The sequence below is a fragment of the Saccharomonospora sp. genome (genome assembly GCF_027317685.1).
Taxonomy (GTDB): Bacteria; Actinomycetota; Actinomycetes; order Mycobacteriales; family Pseudonocardiaceae; genus Saccharomonospora.
In genome coordinates this window covers 1-21,925 of record NZ_DAHVQP010000034.1, presented here as the reverse complement: position 1 = coordinate 21,925, position 21,925 = coordinate 1, and the positions used below count along the sequence as shown (strand labels likewise).

23 protein-coding genes and 1 pseudogene are annotated in these 21,925 nt (G+C 66.5%); 17 read left to right on the top strand and 7 right to left on the bottom strand.

Going from position 1 to position 21,925, the window contains the following annotated elements; genetic code table 11:
* From M7H19_RS04050 to pknB, 7 genes are all read left to right on the top strand, one after another.
* A partial coding sequence (locus M7H19_RS04050; protein WP_298177241.1) for an FHA domain-containing protein occupies window positions 1-548 on the top strand: 548 nt, incomplete at its 5' end.
* Between the two features lie 146 nt (window positions 549-694).
* On the top strand, window positions 695-1,165 hold the full coding sequence (locus M7H19_RS04045; protein ID WP_298177239.1) for an FHA domain-containing protein: 471 nt from the start codon (window positions 695-697) through the stop codon (window positions 1,163-1,165).
* Entirely contained in the window at window positions 1,162-2,598 is a 1,437-nt protein-coding gene (locus M7H19_RS04040) for a Stp1/IreP family PP2C-type Ser/Thr phosphatase (protein ID WP_298177237.1), read from the top strand. Before M7H19_RS04045 ends, M7H19_RS04040 begins: the two co-directional genes overlap by 4 nt.
* Entirely contained in the window at window positions 2,598-4,130 is a 1,533-nt protein-coding gene (locus M7H19_RS04035) for an FtsW/RodA/SpoVE family cell cycle protein (RefSeq protein WP_298177235.1), read from the top strand. The genes M7H19_RS04040 and M7H19_RS04035 overlap by 1 nt, the downstream gene beginning before the upstream one ends.
* Window positions 4,127-5,596, top strand: a complete 1,470-nt coding sequence (locus M7H19_RS04030; protein ID WP_298177233.1) for a penicillin-binding protein 2 — start codon at window positions 4,127-4,129, stop codon at window positions 5,594-5,596. Before M7H19_RS04035 ends, M7H19_RS04030 begins: the two co-directional genes overlap by 4 nt.
* 3 nt (window positions 5,597-5,599) lie before the next feature.
* Window positions 5,600-6,853 carry a serine/threonine-protein kinase gene (locus M7H19_RS04025; RefSeq protein WP_298177232.1) on the top strand — a complete coding sequence of 418 codons (1,254 nt, stop codon included), beginning with the start codon at window positions 5,600-5,602 and terminating at the stop codon, window positions 6,851-6,853.
* An 88-nt stretch (window positions 6,854-6,941) separates the two neighbouring features.
* On the top strand, window positions 6,942-8,930 hold the full coding sequence (gene pknB / locus M7H19_RS04020) for a Stk1 family PASTA domain-containing Ser/Thr kinase (protein WP_298177230.1): 1,989 nt from the start codon (window positions 6,942-6,944) through the stop codon (window positions 8,928-8,930).
* Between the two features lie 165 nt (window positions 8,931-9,095).
* Here pknB and M7H19_RS04015 read toward each other — a convergent pair whose 3' ends face one another.
* Genes M7H19_RS04015 through M7H19_RS04005 form a run of 3 tightly spaced genes read right to left on the bottom strand, consistent with a single transcriptional unit; the run spans window position 9,096 to window position 11,000 of the window.
* Complete coding sequence (locus M7H19_RS04015) at window positions 9,096-9,737, bottom strand: aminodeoxychorismate/anthranilate synthase component II (RefSeq protein WP_298177228.1); 642 nt, start codon at window positions 9,735-9,737, stop codon at window positions 9,096-9,098.
* Window positions 9,738-9,795: 58 nt separating this feature from the next.
* Complete coding sequence (locus M7H19_RS04010) at window positions 9,796-9,954, bottom strand: hypothetical protein (RefSeq protein WP_298177226.1); 159 nt, start codon at window positions 9,952-9,954, stop codon at window positions 9,796-9,798.
* Window positions 9,954-11,000, bottom strand: coding sequence for a class E sortase (locus tag M7H19_RS04005; RefSeq protein ID WP_298177245.1), 1,047 nt, complete (start codon window positions 10,998-11,000; stop codon window positions 9,954-9,956). The genes M7H19_RS04010 and M7H19_RS04005 overlap by 1 nt, the downstream gene beginning before the upstream one ends.
* Window positions 11,001-11,355: 355 nt before the next feature.
* Here M7H19_RS04005 and crgA point away from each other — a divergent pair, with 355 nt between their 5' ends.
* Window positions 11,356-11,622, top strand: coding sequence for a cell division protein CrgA (crgA, locus tag M7H19_RS04000; protein ID WP_298177223.1), 267 nt, complete (start codon window positions 11,356-11,358; stop codon window positions 11,620-11,622).
* Window positions 11,623-11,685: 63 nt separating this feature from the next.
* The gene (locus M7H19_RS03995; RefSeq protein ID WP_298177243.1) at window positions 11,686-12,120 is read left to right on the top strand and encodes a PH domain-containing protein; all 435 of its coding nucleotides are present in this window, start codon (window positions 11,686-11,688) and stop codon (window positions 12,118-12,120) included.
* On the opposite strand, the gene M7H19_RS03990 is transcribed toward M7H19_RS03995, so the two are convergent.
* Window positions 12,096-13,046 carry a rhomboid family intramembrane serine protease gene (locus M7H19_RS03990; RefSeq protein WP_298177221.1) on the bottom strand — a complete coding sequence of 317 codons (951 nt, stop codon included), beginning with the start codon at window positions 13,044-13,046 and terminating at the stop codon, window positions 12,096-12,098. The genes M7H19_RS03995 and M7H19_RS03990 overlap by 25 nt on opposite strands.
* Window positions 13,047-13,186: 140 nt before the next feature.
* Complete coding sequence (locus M7H19_RS03985) at window positions 13,187-13,744, bottom strand: peptidylprolyl isomerase (RefSeq protein ID WP_298177219.1); 558 nt, start codon at window positions 13,742-13,744, stop codon at window positions 13,187-13,189.
* Between the two features lie 198 nt (window positions 13,745-13,942).
* Here M7H19_RS03985 and M7H19_RS03980 point away from each other — a divergent pair, with 198 nt between their 5' ends.
* Window positions 13,943-14,596 carry a hypothetical protein gene (locus M7H19_RS03980; protein ID WP_363321331.1) on the top strand — a complete coding sequence of 218 codons (654 nt, stop codon included), beginning with the start codon at window positions 13,943-13,945 and terminating at the stop codon, window positions 14,594-14,596.
* A gap of 98 nt (window positions 14,597-14,694) precedes the next feature.
* On the opposite strand, the gene M7H19_RS03975 is transcribed toward M7H19_RS03980, so the two are convergent.
* Window positions 14,695-15,138 carry a hypothetical protein gene (locus M7H19_RS03975; protein WP_298177215.1) on the bottom strand — a complete coding sequence of 148 codons (444 nt, stop codon included), beginning with the start codon at window positions 15,136-15,138 and terminating at the stop codon, window positions 14,695-14,697.
* 185 nt (window positions 15,139-15,323) lie between these two features.
* Window positions 15,324-15,872: a DUF2020 domain-containing protein gene (locus tag M7H19_RS03970; RefSeq protein ID WP_298177214.1), complete on the bottom strand. Its 549-nt coding sequence runs from the start codon at window positions 15,870-15,872 to the stop codon at window positions 15,324-15,326.
* 499 nt (window positions 15,873-16,371) lie between these two features.
* On the opposite strand from M7H19_RS03970, the gene M7H19_RS03965 reads away from it, so the two are divergent.
* The 7 genes and pseudogenes from M7H19_RS03965 to M7H19_RS03935 all read left to right on the top strand — a co-directional run bounded on the left by M7H19_RS03965 (window position 16,372) and on the right by M7H19_RS03935 (window position 21,515).
* A complete protein-coding gene (locus M7H19_RS03965; RefSeq protein ID WP_298177212.1) occupies window positions 16,372-17,547 on the top strand; it encodes a sensor histidine kinase in 1,176 nt (391 codons plus the stop codon).
* On the top strand, window positions 17,544-18,209 hold the full coding sequence (locus M7H19_RS03960) for a response regulator transcription factor (RefSeq protein ID WP_012795544.1): 666 nt from the start codon (window positions 17,544-17,546) through the stop codon (window positions 18,207-18,209). Before M7H19_RS03965 ends, M7H19_RS03960 begins: the two co-directional genes overlap by 4 nt.
* 193 nt (window positions 18,210-18,402) lie before the next feature.
* On the top strand, window positions 18,403-19,596 hold the full coding sequence (locus M7H19_RS03955; RefSeq protein ID WP_012795543.1) for a DUF418 domain-containing protein: 1,194 nt from the start codon (window positions 18,403-18,405) through the stop codon (window positions 19,594-19,596).
* Window positions 19,597-19,935: 339 nt separating this feature from the next.
* The gene (locus M7H19_RS03950; protein ID WP_012795542.1) at window positions 19,936-20,160 is read left to right on the top strand and encodes a hypothetical protein; all 225 of its coding nucleotides are present in this window, start codon (window positions 19,936-19,938) and stop codon (window positions 20,158-20,160) included.
* Complete coding sequence (locus M7H19_RS03945; protein WP_012795541.1) at window positions 20,157-20,354, top strand: hypothetical protein; 198 nt, start codon at window positions 20,157-20,159, stop codon at window positions 20,352-20,354. The genes M7H19_RS03950 and M7H19_RS03945 overlap by 4 nt, the downstream gene beginning before the upstream one ends.
* 9 nt (window positions 20,355-20,363) lie before the next feature.
* Window positions 20,364-21,061 (top strand): annotated as a pseudogene (gene mmuM, locus M7H19_RS03940) (homocysteine S-methyltransferase); the annotation flags it as partial.
* A gap of 22 nt (window positions 21,062-21,083) precedes the next feature.
* Window positions 21,084-21,515: an NUDIX domain-containing protein gene (locus M7H19_RS03935; RefSeq protein ID WP_012795540.1), complete on the top strand. Its 432-nt coding sequence runs from the start codon at window positions 21,084-21,086 to the stop codon at window positions 21,513-21,515.
* Window positions 21,516-21,925: the final 410 nt, after the last annotated feature.

The following is a 21,925-nucleotide window of genomic DNA, read 5'->3' as shown; positions in this document are numbered from 1 at the left end:
ACGGACAACCTGGCTACGACCAGGGCTACGGACAACCTGGCTACGACCAGGGCTACGGACAACCTGGCTACGACCAGGGCTACGGACAGCCCGGCTACGACCAGGGCTACGGACAGCCCGGCTACGACCAGGGCTACGCGGCTCCGCCGAGCCCTCCCGCCGGCTACCCCGCGCAGGCTCCGCCGCCTCCTCCCGGTGGGGACCCCTACGCTCAGCAGGGCGGCTACCCGGGCGGTATGCCCCCGGCCGGTAACCGTCAACTCACAGCCATCCTGCAGCTCGACGACGGTTCCAACCGGACCTACTCGCTCAAGCAGGGCGGCAACGTGATCGGCCGGGGCCAGGACGCCGACTTCCGGCTCCCCGACACCGGTGTCTCTCGCCGTCACCTCGAAATCACCTGGGACGGCCAGAGTGCGACGTTGGCGGACATCGGTTCCACCAACGGCACCACTGTGAACGGCACCCCGGTGCAGACGTGGCAGCTCGCCGACGGTGACGTCATCAGGGTCGGGCACTCTTCACTGGTGTTCCGTACTCAGGGCTGACCCGACCGTTTTTCGGCGTCCTGCACAGCAACCCCACACGTGTCCCGCATAATGGCGGCCATGCGGGGGACCTGTGGAGCCGACGACGGCCGGATGGCGGTGGGCGGCGCAGGTTGGGCGCGAGAAGGCGGGAGCTGAGGCAACAGGTGCCAGAGCTGGTCGTACAACTCACCAGGGTGGGATTCCTCGTCCTGCTCTGGTTGTTCGTGTTCGCCGCGCTACGCGTGGTGCGCTCGGACCTCTACGCGGCGTCGGGGTTGCGGGTTAACCTGCCCAGCCTCCGCCGCGGTGGCAAGGAGAAGAAGCCGCTACGGGGCAGGAACAAGCTGCCCCGTCAACTCGTGGTGACCCACGGGGCACTCGCCGGCACCCGGATCGCCTTGGACGGCAGGCCGATTCTCATCGGACGAGCCGACGACTCGACTCTGGTGCTCGACGACGACTACGCCTCGACACGGCATGCCCGCTTGTCGTTGCGAGGTGACGAGTGGTTTGTGGAAGATCTGGGCTCGACCAACGGCACCTACCTGGACCGGGCTAAGGTCACTGCACCCTTGAAAGTTCCACTCGGCGTCCCCATCCGGATAGGCAAGACGGTGATCGAGCTTCGCCCATGACTCTCGTCCTACGCTACGCGGCCCGCAGTGACCGAGGCCTGGTTCGGTCGAACAACCAGGACTCGGTATACGCAGGCCCTCGCCTACTCGCACTCGCCGATGGCATGGGCGGCCATGCCGCCGGTGAGGTCGCCAGCAAAGTTGTCATCGCCTCGCTGGCACACCTCGACGATGACGAGCCCGGCGACGACTTGGTTACCCAACTGCGCGAAGCCGTGAACCAGGGGAACCAGGCGATCTCCGAGCTCGTCGCGGGCGACCCCGACCTCGACGGGATGGGGACGACCCTGACCGCGGTGCTGTTCTCGGGCTCTCGACTCGGCCTGGTGCACGTCGGCGACTCACGTGCCTACTTGCTCCGCAACGGGCAGTTCTCGCAGATCACCCGGGACGACAGCTTCGTCAACGAACTGTTGGAGCAGGGTCGTATCACCGAGGAGGAAGCCGCGACCCATCCGCAGCGATCCCTGCTGTTGAAGGCACTCACCGGCCACGAGGTCGAGCCGAGTGTCACAGTGCGGGAAGCCCGCGCGGGCGACCGGTACCTGCTGTGTTCCGACGGACTGTCGGGCATGGTGAGCGACGAGACGCTCGCCGAGGCCCTGCGTATCCCGGATCCGCAGGAATGCGCCGACCGGATGATCGAACTGGCGCTCAAAGGCGGCGGCACCGACAACGTCACGGTGATCGTGGCCGATGTCGTCGACGTGGACTTCGGGGAGGACGCCCCCATCGTGGGGGGCGCCGCCGGTGACGGAACGGACGAGGCGCCGCAGGGCGACTCGCCCGCCGCGCGGGCGCGCGCACTCACCGCGCCGCCGCCACCTCAGCCACAGGCTCCGCAGCAAACCGAACAGCTGGAGACGCAGCCCGACCCAAAAGCCAAACGGCGTAAGCGGGTCCGCCTGCTGTTGGCGTTCGGTCTCGCTCTCGTGCTGTTGACCGCGGCGGCTTTCGCCACCCGGTATTTCGTGCTGCGGCAGTACTATGTCGGGGTCGACGAGGCCAGTTCCGAAGTCGTGGTCTACCAGGGCGTTCCCGGCAGCATCCTCGGATTCAAGCTGCAGCAGAAGGCCGAGGGTTCTTGTCCGCCCGAGGCGTCGCTGTGCGATCCGCTGAAGCTCCAAGACCTTCAGCAGGACGCCCGCGCCGCGGTGAGCAACGGTGTCAAGCGGGACGGGCTCGTCGAATCACGCGAGTACATCAACACGCTTCGTCACAACAACATGCTGGAAATCTGCAACGACGAATCCGACCAGGCGCAAGGCGGCGGCCTCGGAGGAATCGAGCAGGGTGGCGAGTCGCGGGACGCAGCCGATGATGCGACACCGGGCGCGCCGAACGAACCGACCAACACGACGGCGGGGCGGAACGAGGGCGGACAGCGACCGGGCGTGGACTGCCGCCCGGCGCCCAGCTCAGGCGGTAACTGATGGCTCAGCCCGCAGCTACCCCTGGTGCGGCAGCTCAGTACATGACGAATCCGCCACGTGAGTTGCCGAAGCGGCGGGGCACCGAACTCGCCCTGCTCGCGTTCTCGGCTCTCATCGTGACGGTGGCGTTCGTCCTGGTACAGGCTAACCAGGAGCAGGAGTTGTCGTGGTCGGTGCTCTGGTACGGCCTGGCCTACCTGGCGATCTTCGGTGCCGCCCACCTGGCCGTCCGGCGGTGGGCGCCCTACGCGGACCCGCTGATCCTGCCGTGTGTCGCGCTACTCAACGGGCTCGGGCTCGTGATGATCCACAGGATCGATCTCGCCGAAGCCCAACGGGCCCTCGCCAACGGTGAGAACGCCGCGGCCTTCGCCCCTCGCCAGGTGATGTTCACGGTCATCGCGCTGGCGTTCTTCCTGGGTGTGCTGATCCTCGTCTCGGACCACCGCAAGCTCACCCGCTACGCCTATACGTGTGGCTTGGTGGGCATCGTGGCGTTGGCGTTGCCCGCCGTGCTGCCGAGTTCCCTGTCCGAGGTCAACGGCGCCAAGGTGTGGCTCAAGCTGCCGGGTTTCTCCATCCAGCCCGGTGAGTTCGCCAAGATCCTGTTGATGATCTTCTTCGCCGGTTTCCTGGTGTCGAAGCGCGATCTGTTCATGACCGCGGGCAAACGGGTGCTCGGGGTGGAACTGCCGAGAGCCCGTGACCTGGGGCCGATCATCATCGCCGCGCTCGCCTGCCTCGGCATCCTCGTGTTCGAGAAGGACCTGGGCACAGCGCTGCTGTTCTTCGGCATCGTGCTCATGATGCTCTACGTCGCCACCGAGAGGATCATCTGGGTCGTGCTCGGGCTGAGCATGTTCTCGGTGGGCGGCATCATCGCGTATTCGCTGTTCACGCACGTGCAGCAACGCGTGGCGAACTGGTTCGACCCGCTGGAGACCTACTACGACCTCGGCGGTGGTTATCAGATCGCGCAGGGCCTGTTCGGCCTCGGCACCGGCGGAATGATGGGCACAGGCCTCGGGCTCGGGCGGCCTGACACCGTTCCGGAGTCGCACACCGACTTCATCAGCGCCGCGCTCGGGGAAGAACTCGGGCTCGTGGGCCTGTCCGCGATCCTGATGATCTACCTGCTGCTCTCCATGCGAGGCATGCGAAGCGCTCTCGCCGTCAGGGACACGTTCGGCAAACTGCTCGGCGGCGGGCTGTCCTTCGCGATCATCATGCAGGTCTTCGTGATCGTCGGCGGTGTGACGAAGCTGATCCCGATGACGGGGGTCACGACGCCGTTCTTGTCGGCCGGCGGATCATCGCTGCTGGCGAACTACGCACTCGTCGCGCTCCTGCTGCGGATCTCCGATGCGGCACGGCGGCCGCAACAGCCCGCCAAGCCCAAGCCCGCACCCCAGGCCCCGCTGGCGGAAGCGCACACGGTGATGGTTCAGCGTTTCCAGGTCACCCCGAACACGCCGGGCGTGCCGGACGGACCGGGGACGGCGCATCCGCCGGAAGGGGGGAGACAACCGTGAACACACCGCTGCGCAAGGTCGGCGTCGCCATGCTCGTGATGGTGACCCTGCTCCTGGTGAACACCACGTACATCCAGGTGGTCAAGGCCGACGACTACCGCACCGACGGTCGCAACACACGCGTGTTGTTCGACGAGTACTCCCGCGAACGGGGCAAGATCACCTCGGATGACGCCGGCCAGGTGCTCGCGGGCATCGAACCCACCGACAACACACTGAGGTATCGGCGCACGTATCTCAACGGGCCGGTGTATGCGCCCGTCACCGGCTACTACTCGGTGAACTACGGCGCGAGCGGGCTCGAACACGCCCACAACGACTTCCTCAACGGTTCCGACTCGCGGCTTTTGGTGCGGCGACTGTCGGACCTGATCACCGGGCGGGACACGCGGGGCGGCAACGTTCGTCTCACCATCAAACCGGCGGTGCAGGAAACCGCCTACGAGATGATGTCCGCCAACGGCTACAAGGGTGCCGTCGTGGCGCTCGACCCGAAGACGGGCGACATCCTGGCCATGGTGTCCACGCCGTCGTACGACCCCAACAAGCTGGCCTCCCACAGCTCGGACGAGCAGCAGGAGGCGTGGCAGACATACAACGAGGACCCCGACAACCCGATGCTGAACCGGGCCATCAGGGAGACCTATCCCCCGGGGTCCACATTCAAGATCTTGACGACGGCGGCGGCGCTGGAGAACGGGGCCACCGCCAACACCGAGGTCGTTCCCGACGCCCGGGTCACCCTGCCGGGCACCAACACCACGCTGGAGAACTTCAACGGCTCCACTTGCCCCGGCAACACGCTCAAGGCCGCGTTGGCGCACTCGTGCAACACCGCCTTCTCCGTGCTCGCCGGCCAGCTCGGCGCGGACAAGCTGTGGGAGACGGCAGCCAACTTCGGGATCGGCATGGCCGACATGTCCATCCCGATGAGCGTCGTGCGGTCCGACCTGGGCCCGTTGGAAAGCGAGGCGGCCCTCTACCAGAGCGGCATCGGGCAACGGGACGTACGATTGACTCCGCTGCAGGACGCCCTGCTCTCCGCCACCGTCGCCAACGACGGCGTGGCCATGCAGCCCCGGCTCGTCAAGGAGCTGCTCGCGGCCGACCTGTCGACGGTCGAGGAGTTCTCCCCCGAGGAACTGACGGGTGAGCCCGCTCTGTCGGCCGCCAATGCCCAGATCCTCACCGACATGATGATCGCCTCGGAGGAAAACACCGGCGGTGGTGGGAAGAACCCGTCTCTGAAGATCGCGTCGAAGACCGGTACGGCCGAACACGGCACCAACCCCAAGGCCACACCACCCCACGCCTGGTACACAGCGTTCGCCCCGCACGACGATCCCCAGATCGCCGTGGCCGTCATCGTCGAGTCAGGTGGTAACCGTGGCCTCGCCGCGACAGGCGCCACGGTGGCCGCCGAGATCGGGCGGGCCTCCATCGCCGCCGCCCTCGGAGGTGGCTGACGCATGCTGTCGTCCGGGCAACTGCTCGCACAGCGCTACCGACTCGAAGGCCGCATCGCGGTCGGCGGGATGGGCGAGGTGTGGGAAGCCAGCGACACCCGGCTCGACCGCACCGTGGCGGTGAAGATCCTCAAAGCCGAGCTGTCCGGTGATGCGGAGTTCCTGCACAGGTTCAGAACGGAGGCACGTACGACCGCCTCCCTGAACCACCACGGGATCGCGGCCGTGCACGACTACGGCGAGACGGAGGTCGGGGAGGGCTCCGGCATCTCGATCGCCTATCTCGTCATGGAACTCGTCGAGGGCGAGCCGCTGGCGGCGATCCTCGCCCGGGAGCGTCGGCTGTCTCCCGAGCGCACCCTCGACATTCTCGAACAGGCGGGCCGCGCGCTTCAGGCCGCCCATGAACGCGGGCTCGTCCACCGTGATGTGAAGCCGGGCAATATCCTCGTCTCACCGAGTGGCGTGGTGAAGCTCACCGACTTCGGCATCGCCAAGGCCGCCGACGCCGCCCCGGTCACCAGGTCCGGGATGGTGATGGGAACCGCCCACTACATCGCCCCCGAGCAGGCATTGGGGCATGACGCCGAACCCGCCAGCGATGTGTATTCGCTCGCCGTGTGCGGCTACGAGTGCCTCGCCGGACACAGACCTTTCTTGTCGGAGCACGCCGTGAGCGTGGCGATGATGCACATTCGGGACATAGCCCCGCCCTTGCCGCCCGATGTCCCTCCCGGCGTGCGAGCGGTCGTCGAAGCGACCCTCGTCAAAGATCCACGACAGCGCTACGCCAATGGCGGTGAGTTCGCCAACGCCGTCGCCGCGGTGCGGGCGGGTCGTCCCCTGCCGCCACCGTCGGGTTTGGCCGCCGCCGGTTATCTAACGCATCCCGTCCAGGCGAACACGCACCCGGCTCAGGGGGCTCCGATGGCGCTGTCATCCCCACAGACGCCCGTGCCCGGTCCGGTCGGACCCGGATCACATCCTTCGATGGCGCCCGTGCCTCCACCCGGCGGGATGCAGGCGACACGCCGTCGCACTCCTGCGGGAACACTGCTGGCTCTGGCGTTGGTGCTGTTGGTGACGGTCGTCATTGTCGTACTCGCCATCACGGTGTGGAGTGGCGACGACGGGTCCGGAAGCACTACGGAACAAGCTCCGGTAGGAGACAACTGGCCTAACACCGGCATGCGTTCACCCGGTGAAGGCGGTGAACAAGGCATGATGAGCACGCTCCTGATGGAGAACCACAGGTGAATGTCGTTGGCCACAGGGCACTGGCGACACGCTTCGGTCCCGGGCCGAGCGTGGGAAGAAGACCGAGTGAATGGGACGGCACCGAGCAATGAGCGCACCCCGACTGCTCTCAAACCGCTACGAACTGGGTGACACACTCGGCTACGGCGGTATGTCCGAGGTTCATCACGGTCACGACATCCGGCTCGGCCGCGAAGTGGCTGTGAAGATTCTGCGTGCCGACCTCGCCCGCGACCCGATGTTCCAGGAGCGCTTCCGCAGAGAGGCGCAGAACGCCGCGGCCCTGAACCACCCGGCGATCGTCGCGGTGTACGACACCGGCGAGGCCGACACCGAGTACGGTCCGCTGCCATACATCGTCATGGAGTACGTCGAGGGCCGGACGCTGCGCGACATCGTGAAGACCGAAGGCCCGATGCCGCAGAAACGGGCCATGGAGGTCATGGCCGATGTCTGCGCCGCCCTCGACTTCTCGCACCGCCACGGCATCATCCACCGCGACGTCAAGCCCGCCAACGTGATGATCACGCGCAACGGCGCGGTGAAGGTGATGGACTTCGGCATCGCCCGTGCCGTGCACGACGGGCAGGCCGCCATGACGCAGACGGCCGCGGTGATCGGAACCGCCCAGTATCTATCGCCGGAACAGGCGCGGGGCGAGACGGTGGACGCGCGGTCGGACGTCTATTCGGCGGGGTGCGTGCTGTACGAGCTCGTCACCGGCGAACCGCCGTTCACCGGCGACTCACCGGTGGCTGTGGCGTACCAGCACGTGCGGGAAGCCCCTCGGGCGCCGTCGGAGTCGAATCCGTCCGTGACGCCCGAGCTGGACGCCGTCGTGTTGAAGGCTCTCGCCAAGAGCACGACCGAGCGGTACCAGTCGGCGGCGGAGATGCGGTCGGACCTTGTGCGGACCCTGTCCGGGCAGCGCCCGTCCGCCTCGCTCGAGAGCGCCGCTCCGGTCGAGGACGAACGCACTCAGATGCTCGACTCGCCCCGTGCGCCGGAGCCGGAGGGCGACTACGACCCGCGGGCCTACGACGACGCCGAGGCGGCCCGGAAACAGCGGAGGAGACGCGGGATCACCGCGGTCGTTCTCACCGTGCTGGTTCTCGGCGCCATCGCGTTCGTCACGTGGATCATGGGTGGGTTCAAGCAGGAAGCCGAGGTCAAGGCCGTCCCCGACGTCACAGGGGTGCAGGTCGAGCAGGCGAAGCAGCAACTGCGTGCCGAGGGCTTCGAGAACTACCAGGAACAACCCGTCGTCTGCCTCGACAATCCTCCGTCGGGCGAGTCGCAGTGCACGTCCGACCAGGTCGGCAGTGTGATCGCGACCGACCCCGAACCTCACAGGGAAGTCGCGCTGGACACCGAGATCGTGCTCCAGGTGGGCGCACCTCCCGAGAAGGTGCAGGTGCCCGACTTGACGAACCTGACCCGTGACGAGGCCGAGGCCGCGCTGGAAGAGGTCAATTTGATCCTCGACCCGAACATCGAGGAGATCGAGGTCGAGGACGAGGAGAAGTACGGCAAGGTCGTCGGGCAGGACCCCGAAGACGGCGAAGAGGTGGAGCAAGGGCACTCCGTGACCATCCAGATCGGCAAGACGCCGGAGATGGTCCAGGTGCCCGACATGACAGGGGAGTCCTTCGAGAAAGCCAAGGCCACCCTTGAAGGCCTCGGCCTCGTCATCAAGCGCGAAGACGTCGACGACGAGGAACCGGAAGGCACTGTGGTGAGCCAGCGGCCCAACGGTGGCAACGTGCGGGAAGGCTACGAAGTCGTCCTCGAGGTGTCCAACGGGTCGCAAGCGAAGTTCGACATGCCCGACGTCATCGGTATGACGGAGGAAGAAGCGGTCTCCAAGCTGCGCGAGGCCGGCTGGGACGGCACGCACACCGTGCAGGTGCAGCCGGCGGGCGACTCCGACGACGTCGGCAAGGTCCTCAACACCAGTCCGGCAGCCGGTAGCCCGATCACCAAAAGCCAGCAGATCGTGCTCTACATCGCCACCGACGAGGAGGGTTCCACCGAACCCCCGCCGGATGACGATGAAGATTCGGACTTTCCCTTCTAGAGGGACTGAGCCGCTGGAGTGAAGGCGTAGCCGGAGGTGGCCGTGGCACTCGGAAAATGAGCGCCACGGCCACCGCTCGACCGGTAGCGTTTCACCGGCCGAGCGGTGTGCACATGCCAACGGTCGTATGCGGGTGGGAGCGGTGTCGCGTCCTCTGTGCCGCTTCTAAGCCACGGCGGACTGCTGCAGCGCCCGGGTCGCCTCTTCGAGCTCGTTCACCAGTTCCTCGGTCACCGGATGTCCCGCCGAGGCCATCCAGTTCGCCAGCATCCGGTGTCCGCACTGCGTCAATACCGACTCGGGATGGAACTGCACGCCCTCGACGGGCAGCTCCTTGTGCCTCATCCCCATCACCACGCCCGAGGCGGTGCGGCCGGTGACCTCGAACTCGTCCGGGATCGTCTCCGGCAGCACGGTCAGCGAGTGGTATCGGGTCGCGGTGAACGGGTTCGGCAGGCCGGCCAGCATTCCGGCCCCGTTGTGCTCTACCTGACTAGTCTTGCCGTGCAACAACTCGGGCGCGCGGTCGACCTTCGCTCCCCACGCCACACCGATGGCCTGGTGGCCCAGACACACGCCGAGTACCGGCACGGACTCGGCCGCACACCGCCGCACGATCTCGACGCTACGGCCTGCCCTCTCGGGGGTGCCGGGCCCTGGGGACACCAGGACGCCGTCGAAGTCGGAGACCTCGTCGACGTTCACGGCGTCGTTGCGCCGTACCACGCACTCGGCCCCCAGTTGGGCCAGGTACTGCACCAGGTTGTAGACGAAGCTGTCGTAGTTGTCGACGACGAGTACCCGCATGGGCCAAGCCTACGTCGCAGTCGTTCCAGCCCTGTCGTCGACGGCGTCCCCGTCAGGGTCATTCCTCCACCGCGACGTCGTTGAACGGCAACAGCGGTTCGACCCACGGGAACACCACGAACATCAACAGGGCTACCGCGCCCAGCACCAGTGTCGTGGCCACCCCGATCCGCACGGGCAGCGGGCCGGGCAGGTGTCGCCAGATCCAGCCGTACATCAGGCCTCCCCGATCTCCCGCAGCAACTGCTCGTAGCTCACGCCCTGTTCCTTCTCGTACACCTCGGTCAGCACCCCGTGGATGATCATGCGTTCCCTGTCCGAGAAACGGGGATGACAGGTGGTCAACGTCAGCAGCTCCAGCTGCCGGTCCTCCGGCAACGACGCGTCGAGCTGGTACGGCACCGGCGCCACCGCGTCGCCACGGTTGGGCAGGACGATACGACGACCGACCGTCTCGCTGTACGCCGGATCGTGCTCCGACGGCGGTAGGACCCCGGCACAGCGCGGGTCCGCACCCTTGCCCTGCGCCCAGCCCTGCACCTCGTCGCTCATCGGCAGCACTCGGTACACGTAGAAGTTGTCGGCCGTCTCGATCACCACGGCGTCGCAGGAGGAGAGCAGGTTCAGGTCGTTGAACGGAGCGCCTTTGCCCACCCGGTGCCCCGCGACGGCGAAGTTGCCCGGTTCCCCGGGCATGGCGGTCTGCTTGTAGTGGCCCGGACCCACCTCCAGCGTCGCGGAGTCCACTCCCCGCTGGATGGTGAAGTTCCAGTCGACCCCGAACGACGGGATGTAGATGCGCGCGAACGCCTCACCGTCCATGGGCTCGGCACGCATCTCGCGCTGCTGCGACCACTGCTCGTCGAGTTCCGCGCTTGCCTCGTTCTGCAGCTGCTGTGACATGAGGTTGGTGACGTACAACTCGTACACCACGAACAGCAGCACGACGATGCCGAGCGTGATCAGGATTTCGCCGAAGGTGCGTACGGCCGTGCGTATCCGGTCCCCACCGGAACGGCCTTTCGGCGACGTGGGCGGAGCCGTGTCCTTCGGTGGATCAGCGGGTGGTTCGTCGCCGGCGCCGGCCGGTTCCTCCCCGACCTCCCCGACCTCCCCGACTTCGCCGAGCTCGTCCACGTCGTCCACGTCCACATCCTCGGGTGGTGGAGGTGGTGGAGTCGGTGACGCGGCGCGCCTCGGCGCGCGGGTGGCCGGTGGCTTGTCGGCCGGTTGCAACACGGGCCGGGTCGGTGCGTCCGACAGCGGGCCCCGTTCCCGGGGGGCCTGCCGTGGTGGCCGCCGCGGAGGCACGGCGTCCGTCCGCTGCGGGCCGCGCGAAGGGTAGAGCTCTCCTCGCCGAGTTCCCTCCAAGGGCGGTTCGTCCTGCGACATCTTCGGCGGCCGACCTCGCGGAGGCACGGCGATTTCGCGGGTCTTCGGCTCCTCGTACCTCGACAAGCGAGCTCCTCTCGCGCGCGAGCTACTGCCGGTCATCAGCACAATCTGCTAACCGGCGCTCGCTCCCCGGTTCTGGCGCCTGCCCGATTACGTTAACGTGTGGAGAAGGAGGCAGTTGCGCACTGCCGATCATTTTGCCCGACTGCACGCGAGGACTCCGATGCCCAAGTCCAAGGTCCGCAAGAAGACGGCATACACGCCGCCACCGAATCGCCGTACGCCGGTCAAGGTTCGAGCGGCGGGCCCTTCGCATCCGGTCTACAAGATCGTAATGTTCGGGTTGATGCTGCTCGGCCTGGCCTGGCTCGTTGTCAATTATCTTGCCGGCCACAAGATCGACTTCATGGCTGAGCTCGGCAACTGGAACTTCGCGATCGGGTTCGCCCTGATGATCACCGGGCTACTGATGACCATGCGGTGGCGCTGACGAGCCGACTCCGACAGCCGCAGAATCACAGCGACGTAATTTATCCCCACTGTGGATAACCCTGTGGACAACTCGGCGCGAGCCTGGGCTCCCAAGCCCGGGCTCGTCGGTGTCGGCTGGGTACTCACCGCGGTCGCCGCCGGTGCGCTCGGCTGGAGCGCCACCTCCGGCGACCGTCCGGGCACGCTGCTGTTGGCCGTGGTGACCGCCGCGTTCCTGGCCGCGTCCCTGCACGGCACCGTCGTGCGCCCCCGCCTGTCCGCCGACGGCGACGGGCTACGGGTGCGAACTCTCGGCGGCACCCGTTCCCATCCGTGGTCACGTGTCGACCTGCGGCTCACCACGACGAGACGATACGGCCGCGACGCCCAGGTGATCGAACTCGACGCCGTCGACGGACAGCTCACCGTGTTCGGCTGGGTGGAACTCGGCACCGATCCCCACGAAGTACACGAGGAACTGCTGCGGTTACGTCAGACCCCGCACAGCGCCGGGTAAGCACACAGCTGATCGAAGAGTTCGACGTCGCGGTACACCACCATCCCCACCAGCGCGACGGCCATGATCGCCACCGCGCCGGCCTGGTAGGCGGCCCGGTTCTTCTCCGGCGCGAACACCATCGCGATCATCGCCAGCGCTCCCGCCACCAGGCCACCGATGTGCCCGAGCAACGAGATACCGGGGATCGACACGCTGAGCACGACGTTCAGGACGATGATTCCGATCGCCGCCGTGGCGTTCAGCCGCAACCGCAGCACGGCGACGAGGATCGCGCCCATCAACCCGTAGATGGCGCCGGACGCACCGGCCGTGCCCGTGTTGGTTGCCCCGAAGACGAACACGGCAGCCGCCCCCGCGAACATCGACAGGAAATACACGGCCAAGAACCGGATTCGTCCGAGCAGTAACTCCAGGTCACGGCCCAGAACCCACAACGCGATCATGTTCATGGCCAGGTGGAGCAGGCCGTAGTGCAGGAAACCCGACGCGAACAGCCGCCACCACTCGTCGAACAGGACGATGGCCACCGGCCACAACACGCCGTCCTCGAACACCGGGGACAGGTGATTGTCCATCACACTGCCGGCTTGGAAGGCCGTGAGCGCGTAGACGACCACGTTGATGGCGATCAGCAACGGGACCACGACGACCCACTGTGGGACCCGGGCCCCCACCACCGTCCGCGCGCCGTACCCCGCCTTCCGGTAAGCCACCGACTGGACTTGTTGCTGCCGCTGAGCCGACGTCACGCAGTCGATGCACTGATGCCCGACCGACGCCTCACGCAGACAGTCGGGGCACGCAGGTCGTTCACAGCGAACACAACGCAGACCGGTCGGCCTGCCCGGATGCCACCAGCATCCCGGCAGGGCCTCCTGTTGCTGTGGCTGCCCATACGGCGGGGGATTGGGGGGCTCGGTCACAGTGTTGTCGACGCTCCTGATTTTCCCGGCCGACGTCCGTCCACCACGTGGCTACTCACCACACGCTCACGGCCGACATACGCGCGTGGCCACTTCCAACCTACCTGGTATGGGCCGTGTTCCGACGGGTTGCGGACGACTCAGTCGCGCTTGATGGTGACCCGCTCGATGACGACGTCCTCCAGCGGCTTGTCGCCGGGCCCGGTAGCCGTGCGAGCGATCGCGTCGACGACGTCCCGCGACTCCTGGTCGGCCACCTCACCGAAGATGGTGTGCTTGAAGTTCAGGTGCGGTGTCCGGGCGACGGTGATGAAGAACTGCGACCCGTTGGTGCCGGGGCCCGCGTTGGCCATAGCCAGCAGGTACGGCCGATCGAACTGCAGTTCGGGGTGGAACTCGTCACCGAACTTGTAGCCCGGGCCGCCGCGACCCGTGCCCGTGGGGTCACCGCCCTGGATCATGAAGCCGTCGATGACCCGGTGGAAGATCGAACCGTCGTAGAACGGGCCGGACTTCTCACCCTTGGCATTCGGCTGGGTGTACTCCTTCGTGCCTTCGGCCAGTCCGGTGAAGTTCGCGACCGTCTTGGGTGCGTGGTCCGGGAAAAGCACCAGGTTGATGTCGCCCCGATTGGTGTGCAGTGTGGCTGTGATCTTCCCGCCACTGGGGGTTGCGTTGCTGTCAGTCACGCGATTCATCGTGCCATCCACGGCGAGATGCGCAGGAAAGGGGCAGGATGGTCATCATGCGCACGAGGCGTGTTGATCAACGAATGACGAGGTGAACAAGCGATGGGTTCGATGGCTCGGACCACCAAGACAGTAGGTGATGCGCCCAGAAACGGCTCACGCACGCTGCGGGAGCGCGCACTCGAAGTCGGAAGGATGAGCGCGGACATGGCAGCACAGGCAGCGCAGGCCGCGGAGCAGCGGTTGAGTGAAAGCACGGAGAGCGCGCGCAAGGAACTCTCCCGCAAGACCTCTCGCACCCGCAGGGACGCTGTCCGAAGTGCGCAGGAGGCCCGCGCGCTCGTCGAGCAGCGCCGGGAGGAACTGCGGGTTCCCGGCCGTAAGGCCAAGAAGGCGGCTATCAAAGCGGCGAAGTCGGCAGGCCTGTCCCGCCGCAAGGCCAAGCGCGAGTTCAAGCAGGCGCGCAAGGAGTTCAAGGCCGCCATGGCGGAGGCCAAAGCCATCTCCAAGCAGAACGCGCCCAAGCGCGCGAAGAAGTGGCCGTGGCTGCTGGGCTTCGCGGCGGTGGCGGGCGCGGCCGCGTATGCGATGAAGTCGCGCCAAGAGGAGGCGCCGATCGCGCCGATGCCGCCTCGTAGCACTGACACCCCCGCCCCGGCTGCCACGACACCGGCCGCGGCCACCGCTTCGAAGGCAACCACCCCCGCGAGCGCGGAGGCGTCCGGGAACTCGAAGCAGCAGTCGGCGGAGAGTGGCACCAAGACCGCTCAGTCGAAGTCGACGACTCAGACGAAGTCGGCCGCGCAGGCCAAGTCCGAGGGCAACGCCAAGACCACACAGGCGAAGTCCCGGCAGAGCTGACGAGAGCTGACACCGGTCACGCCCGTGTCACACCCCCGACGTGGGAAGACCCCCGAGAGCCGCGTTCTCGGGGGTCTTCCTGCGTACGCCGGTGTTTATCAGGCGGAGTACTTGTCGATCAGCTTGCCGAGACGGGGCAGAGCCTCCTCGACGTTCTCCTTACCCTTCGGGCGCAGCTTGTTGTAGACCTTCTTGATGCTGTCGCGGTCGCTCTTCTCCGCGCGAGCGTCGGTCACCGACAGCAGAGCGTCGGCGGCGTCCGGCCGGGTGGGCAGGTACGAGCCGAAGTCGCTCGCACCGCTGCCCTTGAAGTCGGCGTAGATCGGCTCCAGAGCGGCGACGAACTCGTCGAGCAGGCTGTCCACGGCGGCGCCGATGATGCCCGGCTTGATCTTCTTGACAGCGGCGTAGCCGGTCTTGATGACGGTGCCCGAAACGCCGCTCTTATCCGCAACCTCCTCGTCGATCAGGTTCTGGAGGTCGGTCACCACGTTCGGGCGACGGCTGGAGTCGAGCAGGATTTCCTTCAGGGTGTCAGCCACGGATCCCATCCTTCACAGTCTGATTCCACGATTCGGTCGGCAGGACCGCCTCGCACTTTCGGCACAACCTCGGCTTCGATCGGTAACCCGGTGGGGGCATGCCCCGCCGTGGGGTGCCTGCGCGTGCGCGTAACCCTAATACAAGATCAACTTGAGCTACACGCAGCGGTGTCTTGTGGTCACTCTCAGATCTGTAAGTTGGTGATGGCCTCCGTTGTCACGATGCGGGCCTTCACACTTTGCGGTTGGTTCGTGGTGACGATGACGGCGTTGCCACCCTTGGACACGGCGTACACCGCACCGTCGTCACCCGACTCGTAACCGCCCTCCCAACCGGTCGGCTGCGACGTGGGATTCGATGTCTCAACAGGTGCCGCCGCATCGACCAGCGCGCGGGCCACATCCTCTTCCCCGACGTACACCCGGACCGTCAGCTGAAGATCGCCGTCGGGCCGGTAGAAGAAACACGTCGGGTGAGGCTCCTCTGAGGACGTCTTCACACTGCCGACCCGCTGACCGTTGGACTCGGCCACGAATTCCGTGTCGAGGTAGGGACACGGCTCTTCGTTCTCGGGTTCGGGCTCCGGTGGCAGGGTCAGCTCCGACACCGCCTCCGACGATTCCGAAGTAGGTCTATCCATTGTGGTCTGAGGCTGTTCCGACGACTGACCGCCGGAACATCCGGCCACGAACGCGGCCACGGCCGCGCCGATCACGACAAGGCTTGTGCGCATAGATCGCACAGTGAACCAGACCGTGGACCAACCTGACCGCGCCCTGTGCACAGAAAGCGGGTAAGGCGTCGAACACGCTCCTCATCCCCCTCGACGACGAGCCCCGGAGCGACACAACATCCCGGATCCCGGGGTGCCCTCAGGAACACCCGACGCCGGAGACGACGGGAGGAAAGACCGAAAGCACCGTCCGACCTCACCGAAGAACCACCGCACGCCCGTCACGGATAATTCTCGCCAGCCTCCGCTTCTCATGCCCAGGGAACAGAAAAGCATCACCCGGCCACACCGAAGATCACTGTCCCGCGCTTACGATCACGACAGGCATGAAGTCCACATTCTCGAAGTGGCACATCCGTACCGCTCGTCGAGTCCCTCAGCCCACCTTGTCCGGCATGGTGGAAGGGCCCGGCCGGTCCGCCCATGGTGGCCGCCGCGCTCGACTGCGCAGCTCGCACAGCACACTCCGCAGCCCCACGTCATCGGAGGACACCACGACGTGATCGAACAACCGCTGTTCATCGACCACTACGGACGCACATGGTGGCTCGCCGAAGGACTCACGATCGCGCTGTTCGCGTGGGCGTTGGGGACGATACTCGCTTATGGGCCACCGCTGTGGGTGAGCGTCACGCTGATCGCCAGTTTCGTGTGCTGGGTGCTGTTCGTGGTGCTCTCCCCACGGCATCCCCGAGCGGCGGCGAGTTCACTGGCCGCGTGTTCGTTGTCCCCCGCGGCCGCGCTCATGGCAGGCGAGACGTCCATGGTGGTGGTATCGGTGCTGGTACTCGGGGTCTACGCCTCTCATCCCGCGCCCCGCACCCGCACCATCGTCATGGTGACCCTGGCGAACATCGCGGCCATCGCGATGGCGAGCGTCGTCACCGACCTGGGGATCATGAAGGCCCTGACCACGACACTCATCACGGTGATCGTCCTGCTGATCGGCATCAACCGCAGGAAGCACCAGTTCCGGGCACGCCAGACCGAGCTGCTGTTGGAACAGACCCGACTCGCTCGTAGTGAACACGCCCGCGCGGCTGCGTTGGACGAACGTACCCGGATCGCCCGGGAAATCCACGACGTGCTCGCCCACTCTCTCGGCGCTCTGAGCATTCAATTGAAGGTCGTGGAGGCGGAACTCGCGGCGGGGAAGGACCCGGCATCCGCGCTGGAACGCATCCAACGCTGCAGCAAGCTGGCCTCCGAGGGGCTGGCCGAAGCGCGCAACGCGGTGTCGGCGTTGCGGCGCGACGTACCCACCCTGCCCGAAGCCATCGCCGAACTCGCCGACGACCACCAACGCGACCACGGGGCCACCGCGACCCTGCGCAGCACCGGCACCGAACGCCCGATCCCATCGGCGGCCACCGTGTCCCTGCTCGGCGCCGTGCGGGAAGCGCTCACCAACGCCGCCCGCCACGCGCCCGGCGCGCCGATCACGATCACCATCGACTACACCGACACCGCGGTTCGCGTGGTGGTCCGCAACGAGTCCACGGACCCCCGCCCCCGCGACGAAGGCACCGGTTTCGGCCTCACCGGCATGGCGGAGCGGGTCGCGCTGGCGGGTGGCTCCCTCACAGCCGGCCCCGACGGTGACGGGTGGTCGGTCATCGCCACCATGCCGCTCCAGCACGTCGATCACCCCGCCAGGGAGGTGGCGGCCGCATGAACGGGGAACCGATCCGAGTACTCGTCGTCGACGACCAGCAGCTGGTGCGCGAAGGACTCACGGCGTTACTGGAGCTGACCGAGGATGTCGAGGTCGTCGGCCAGGCCGCCCATGGACGGGAAGCCCTCGACATCCTGACCCGGAAGCCCTGCGACGTCGTCCTGATGGACCTGCGCATGCCCGTGCTCGACGGCGTCGCCGCGACCCGCGAAATCCGCAATCGCCACCCGGAAGTAGCGGTGCTCGTACTGACGACGTACTCCGACGACGACTCGATCCGCGACGCTCTCGGGGCCGGCGCACAGGGCTACTTGACGAAGGATGCCGGTCGCGCGGAGATCCACGCGGCGCTGCGGGCGGCGGTGACGGGCCAAGCGACGTTCACCACCGCCGTGTCACGACGGCTGGTGACAGCGCTGACCGAACAACGGCCTCGGCCCTCGGAACCCACGCCCGACCCGAGTGCGACGACGCTCACCGCCAGGGAACGCGAAATCCTCGGTCTCATCGGCGCGGGACTGAGCAACGCCGAAATCGCCGCGCGGCTCTTCATCGCCGAAAGCACGGTGAAAACCCACATCAACAACGCGTTCGCCAAGATCGGTGTACGTAATCGCGCCGGCGCCGTACGGTACGCCTACCAAACCGGCCTGGTGCGCTGAGCTCGGCCCACACACGCCTATAACCGCGTCCCTCCACGCGCTCCGGGAACCGACAACGGCCGGACAACGGGTTCCTCGCTCCGATGCCGACCGGGTCCTCGACCTCGGCCGTAGGCGGGACAGCGATCTCCACCCGCATCTCCACCTTTGAGTGGAGCCGTGAACGGCCGGTCGTTCCTATCTTCGTATCGCTGTGAACCACGAAAGACCGAACTCCTCCGCCTCACCGGGTGGTACGCGTATCGACGCACTCGACCTCGCCAGAGGCATCGCCATCCTCGGGACCCTCGGCACCAACATCTGGATCTTCACCGATCCGGCGGGTGCGTTCGGGTGGGTCTCGCCGCAAGGCGACGGTCCCGTCGAGGGGGTCGTCGAGACGTTGCTGCTCACGCTGTCGAACGGCAAGTTCCTCGCACTGTTGTCGATCCTTTTCGGGGTCGGACTGGAATTGCAGTACCGCTCGGCGGCGCGACGAGGGCGACGTTGGCCGGGCAGGTACCTGCTGCGAGCGCTGTTGCTGTTCGTCGAAGGCCTACTGCACTACTTACTGATCTTCGAGTTCGACGTACTCACCGGCTATGCGATCGTCTCGGTACACGTCGCGTTCCTGGTAGCACGCAGGGACCGCGTGCGACGGACGTGGCTGGCCATAGCCGCCGCTGTGCACCTGCTGTTGATCGGGTTCCTGACGTCGGTGCTGCTCACCGGGAACATCACACTGTCCGGCGAAGAACAGACGACGACCGATCTCTACACATCGGCGAGCTGGGCTGAACAGGTACTGACACGCATCGAACTGGCCGGCATGTTCCGCGCCGAACTGATTATCATCATCCCACTGTCCACAGTGCTGTTCCTGGCGGGAATCGAGGTGCTGCGCGCGGGTACGTTCGAGGCGAGTGAACGCGGGAAGCACGTGCGGCGTCGGATGCTCGTTCTCGGGCTCGGCATCGGTTTTCCACTGAACCTCGTGACCGCTTTCGCGGGAGTCGAGTGGTTCTTCGTCGACCGCTATGTCCTGCCGCCTATCGTCGCTTTCGGACTATTGGCGGCCATTGTGGAGGCCGCCGAGCGCACACGTGGGGGCCTGCTGAGAAAAGGACTCATCGCGACGGGCCGGACCGCCATGACGTGTTACGTGTTCCAGAACCTGATATGCAGTGTGCTCTGCTACGGCTGGGGGCTGGGTCTCGCGGTGACCTTCGCGGACGCTGGACCGTGGTGGGTCGTGGCGCTCTGGGCCGGCGTGGTGGCGTTGTTCATGTCGCTGGCATGGCTGTGGCTGCGACGCTTCACCCGCGGACCACTGGAGCTGATTCTACACCGGGTCTACAGCGGACGACGCGCTCGGGAGAGTACCGATCGGATTCCCGTGCGGGAGTAGTCCCACGTGGTGGGCTTCTGTGGCCGAGGTCTATGTGGGCCTACGAGGGCCTATGTGCCTCGGCCACTTCTTGACATCGGGACGCGCTTCACAGCCCCGAGAACCGTCGCCGACCGGTTGGGAAGCCCGCCGTGATCCTTACCCGGCAGGGAGAACCGGCGTGCTTCACTGAACCGAATCACCGGAAAAAGAACGGCCTCAGACCGGACGTTTCCGATCTGAGGCCGACCACACCGTGGGCCTAACGCTTCAGAACACGAACACCCTAACGGCGGAAGGCCCTGAGATCAGGATCAAGCCGGTGGGTACTCGTCGCGTGTTCTCGGGCGGTGGTGCCCAGTGAACCGCGAAGAGATCATCACCGGACTGACCGACGCCCAGGCCGATGGGCTGGCCTGCGTCACCTGTGGACTGGACTACCTACTCACTCGTGGCTCCGTGTCCGTTCCTGTCGGCCGGTCGATGACCGGCTCACAGGTGTTCGTCTGCATCGACCGCTGCGCCGAGCTGGCCGGAGTCGACCCGACGACGATGGGTCGCCGTGCGGGCGGTGGTCGCCGATGACCGCCGCCACCGAGTCGAACGCCCAGACTCCTCGCGGGGATCGGGCGCTGTGGTTGCCGACCGGCGCGGAGCTGGACCGGATCGCCGGAACGAACAACTATGGCCGCCGAATCCTGCGGCGTTGGAAGGGCGAGGGACGGATATCCGGTGGGGCTGCGCTGGCGCGGGACGAGAGGAAGGCGATCGGGGCTTAGAGTGACCTTGTGGGCTTCCTCGAAACGAACGGCGCTCCTCTGATCACGGATGGTGGTTTGGCGACCGAGCTTGAGGCGCGCGGGCATGATCTCTCGGACCCTTTGTGGTCGGCGCGGTTGTTGGTGGACGCTCCCGAGGAGATCAAGGCCGCTCACCTGGCGTTCTTCCGCGCGGGCGCCGTGATCGCGACGACGGCGAGCTACCAGGCATCCTTCGATGGCTTCGCGGAGCGGGGCATCGGGCGGGATGACGCTGGTCGGTTGTTGCGGCGCAGCGTCGAGCTGGCGCAGGCTGCCCGCGCTGAGATGGCCGATGACGGGCGTGAGCGGTGGGTGGCGGCCTCGCTCGGCCCGTATGGTGCAGCCTTGGCCGATGGGGCGGAGTGTCGGGGCCGCTACGGGTTGAGCGTGGCTGAGTTGGCGGCATGGCACCGTCCCCGCCTGGAGGTGACCGTCCCCGCCTGGAGGTGCTGGCGGACGCGGGGCCGGATGTGCTGGCGCTGGAGACGGTGCCGGACATCGACGAGGCGGAAGCGTTGATGATCGTGGTTTCCGGGATCGGCATTCCTGCGTGGCTGACATACAACATCGACGGGGATCGCACGCGCGCCGGGCAACCGATGGCGGAGGCGTTCGCGCTCGCCAGGGATGTGCCGGAGGTTGTGGCAGTGGGCGTCAACTGTTGTGCCCCGTCCGACGTGCCAGCCGCGACCGACAGGAAAGGCACGCATGAGCGCCGCGACCACCGAGATCATCGCCAGGGCCGTCATCCGCCGCGACGGTCAACTTCTCCTGGTGCGTCAGCGCACCAAGTCCTGGTCGTTTCTGCCCGGCGGCCACGTCGAACCGGGTGAGCGGGTGGAAGTCGCCCTCGTGCGCGAACTCGCCGAAGAACTCGGCACCGACGCCAAGATCGCGGGCTTCGTCGGGGCTGTCGAACACGGCTACATCGAGGACGGCGTGACCCACCACGAAATCAACCTCGTCTTCGAGGTGTCCATCGACGCCGCAGAGCCGGTCAGCCAGGAAGACCACCTGGAGTTTCACTGGTTGCCTCTTGACCAACTCGCCGACACCGACGTCCGGCCCGGCGCGCTGAAGAACGCCCTCGTCGCCGCTGGGGAGGACCGCACGCCCTTCTGGCACGGCTGGAACGGCTGAACCGCGCGACCTGCCGCCCACAGTGGAACAACATCGCTGGTCACGCCCCTGCAAGGGCGGAATGCTCGTCGCCCAACTTCCTTGGGAATAACTATCCCTCGGGCCGGGCGAGGTGGGAGAGTCGCGAGTAACGCGAGGCCCGGAGCCCCACCCGACGCGGGTGAACCGGGCTCACTTCCACCCGTAGCCGCAGATCGACCGGCACCGGCGAGCCTAACGAGCTGCGCTGCTCCGTGCGCGTGAACGTGCGGGTGTTGGTGTCCAAAATCGGGCCGTCAATTGCCTCTCCTGTAGTGCTTGGGTTCTTGGCACACTGGAGGAGGCCGGTGATCATGCTCGCGCGTTGGCGACGGGCGACCGACAGCCACCACACCACCAACCCTGAAGTGTGTCGTTGGTCACATTTTTCT

Excerpts from the sequence above, each read along its gene's own strand:
- M7H19_RS04040 (WP_298177237.1), top strand. The coding sequence starts at position 1,162 with ATGACTCTCGTCCTACGCTACGCGGCCCGCAGTGACCGAGGCCTGGTT.
- M7H19_RS04035 (WP_298177235.1), top strand. The coding sequence starts at position 2,598 with ATGGCTCAGCCCGCAGCTACCCCTGGTGCGGCAGCTCAGTACATGACG.
- M7H19_RS04025 (WP_298177232.1), top strand. The coding sequence starts at position 5,600 with ATGCTGTCGTCCGGGCAACTGCTCGCACAGCGCTACCGACTCGAAGGC.
- pknB (WP_298177230.1), top strand. The coding sequence starts at position 6,942 with ATGAGCGCACCCCGACTGCTCTCAAACCGCTACGAACTGGGTGACACA.
- M7H19_RS04015 (WP_298177228.1), bottom strand. The coding sequence starts at position 9,737 with ATGCGGGTACTCGTCGTCGACAACTACGACAGCTTCGTCTACAACCTG.
- M7H19_RS04010 (WP_298177226.1), bottom strand. The coding sequence starts at position 9,954 with ATGTACGGCTGGATCTGGCGACACCTGCCCGGCCCGCTGCCCGTGCGG.
- crgA (WP_298177223.1), top strand. The coding sequence starts at position 11,356 with ATGCCCAAGTCCAAGGTCCGCAAGAAGACGGCATACACGCCGCCACCG.
- M7H19_RS03985 (WP_298177219.1), bottom strand. The coding sequence starts at position 13,744 with ATGAATCGCGTGACTGACAGCAACGCAACCCCCAGTGGCGGGAAGATC.
- M7H19_RS03980 (WP_363321331.1), top strand. The coding sequence starts at position 13,943 with ATGGCAGCACAGGCAGCGCAGGCCGCGGAGCAGCGGTTGAGTGAAAGC.
- M7H19_RS03970 (WP_298177214.1), bottom strand. The coding sequence starts at position 15,872 with ATGCGCACAAGCCTTGTCGTGATCGGCGCGGCCGTGGCCGCGTTCGTG.
- M7H19_RS03960 (WP_012795544.1), top strand. The coding sequence starts at position 17,544 with ATGAACGGGGAACCGATCCGAGTACTCGTCGTCGACGACCAGCAGCTG.
- M7H19_RS03945 (WP_012795541.1), top strand. The coding sequence starts at position 20,157 with ATGACCGCCGCCACCGAGTCGAACGCCCAGACTCCTCGCGGGGATCGG.
- M7H19_RS03935 (WP_012795540.1), top strand. The coding sequence starts at position 21,084 with ATGAGCGCCGCGACCACCGAGATCATCGCCAGGGCCGTCATCCGCCGC.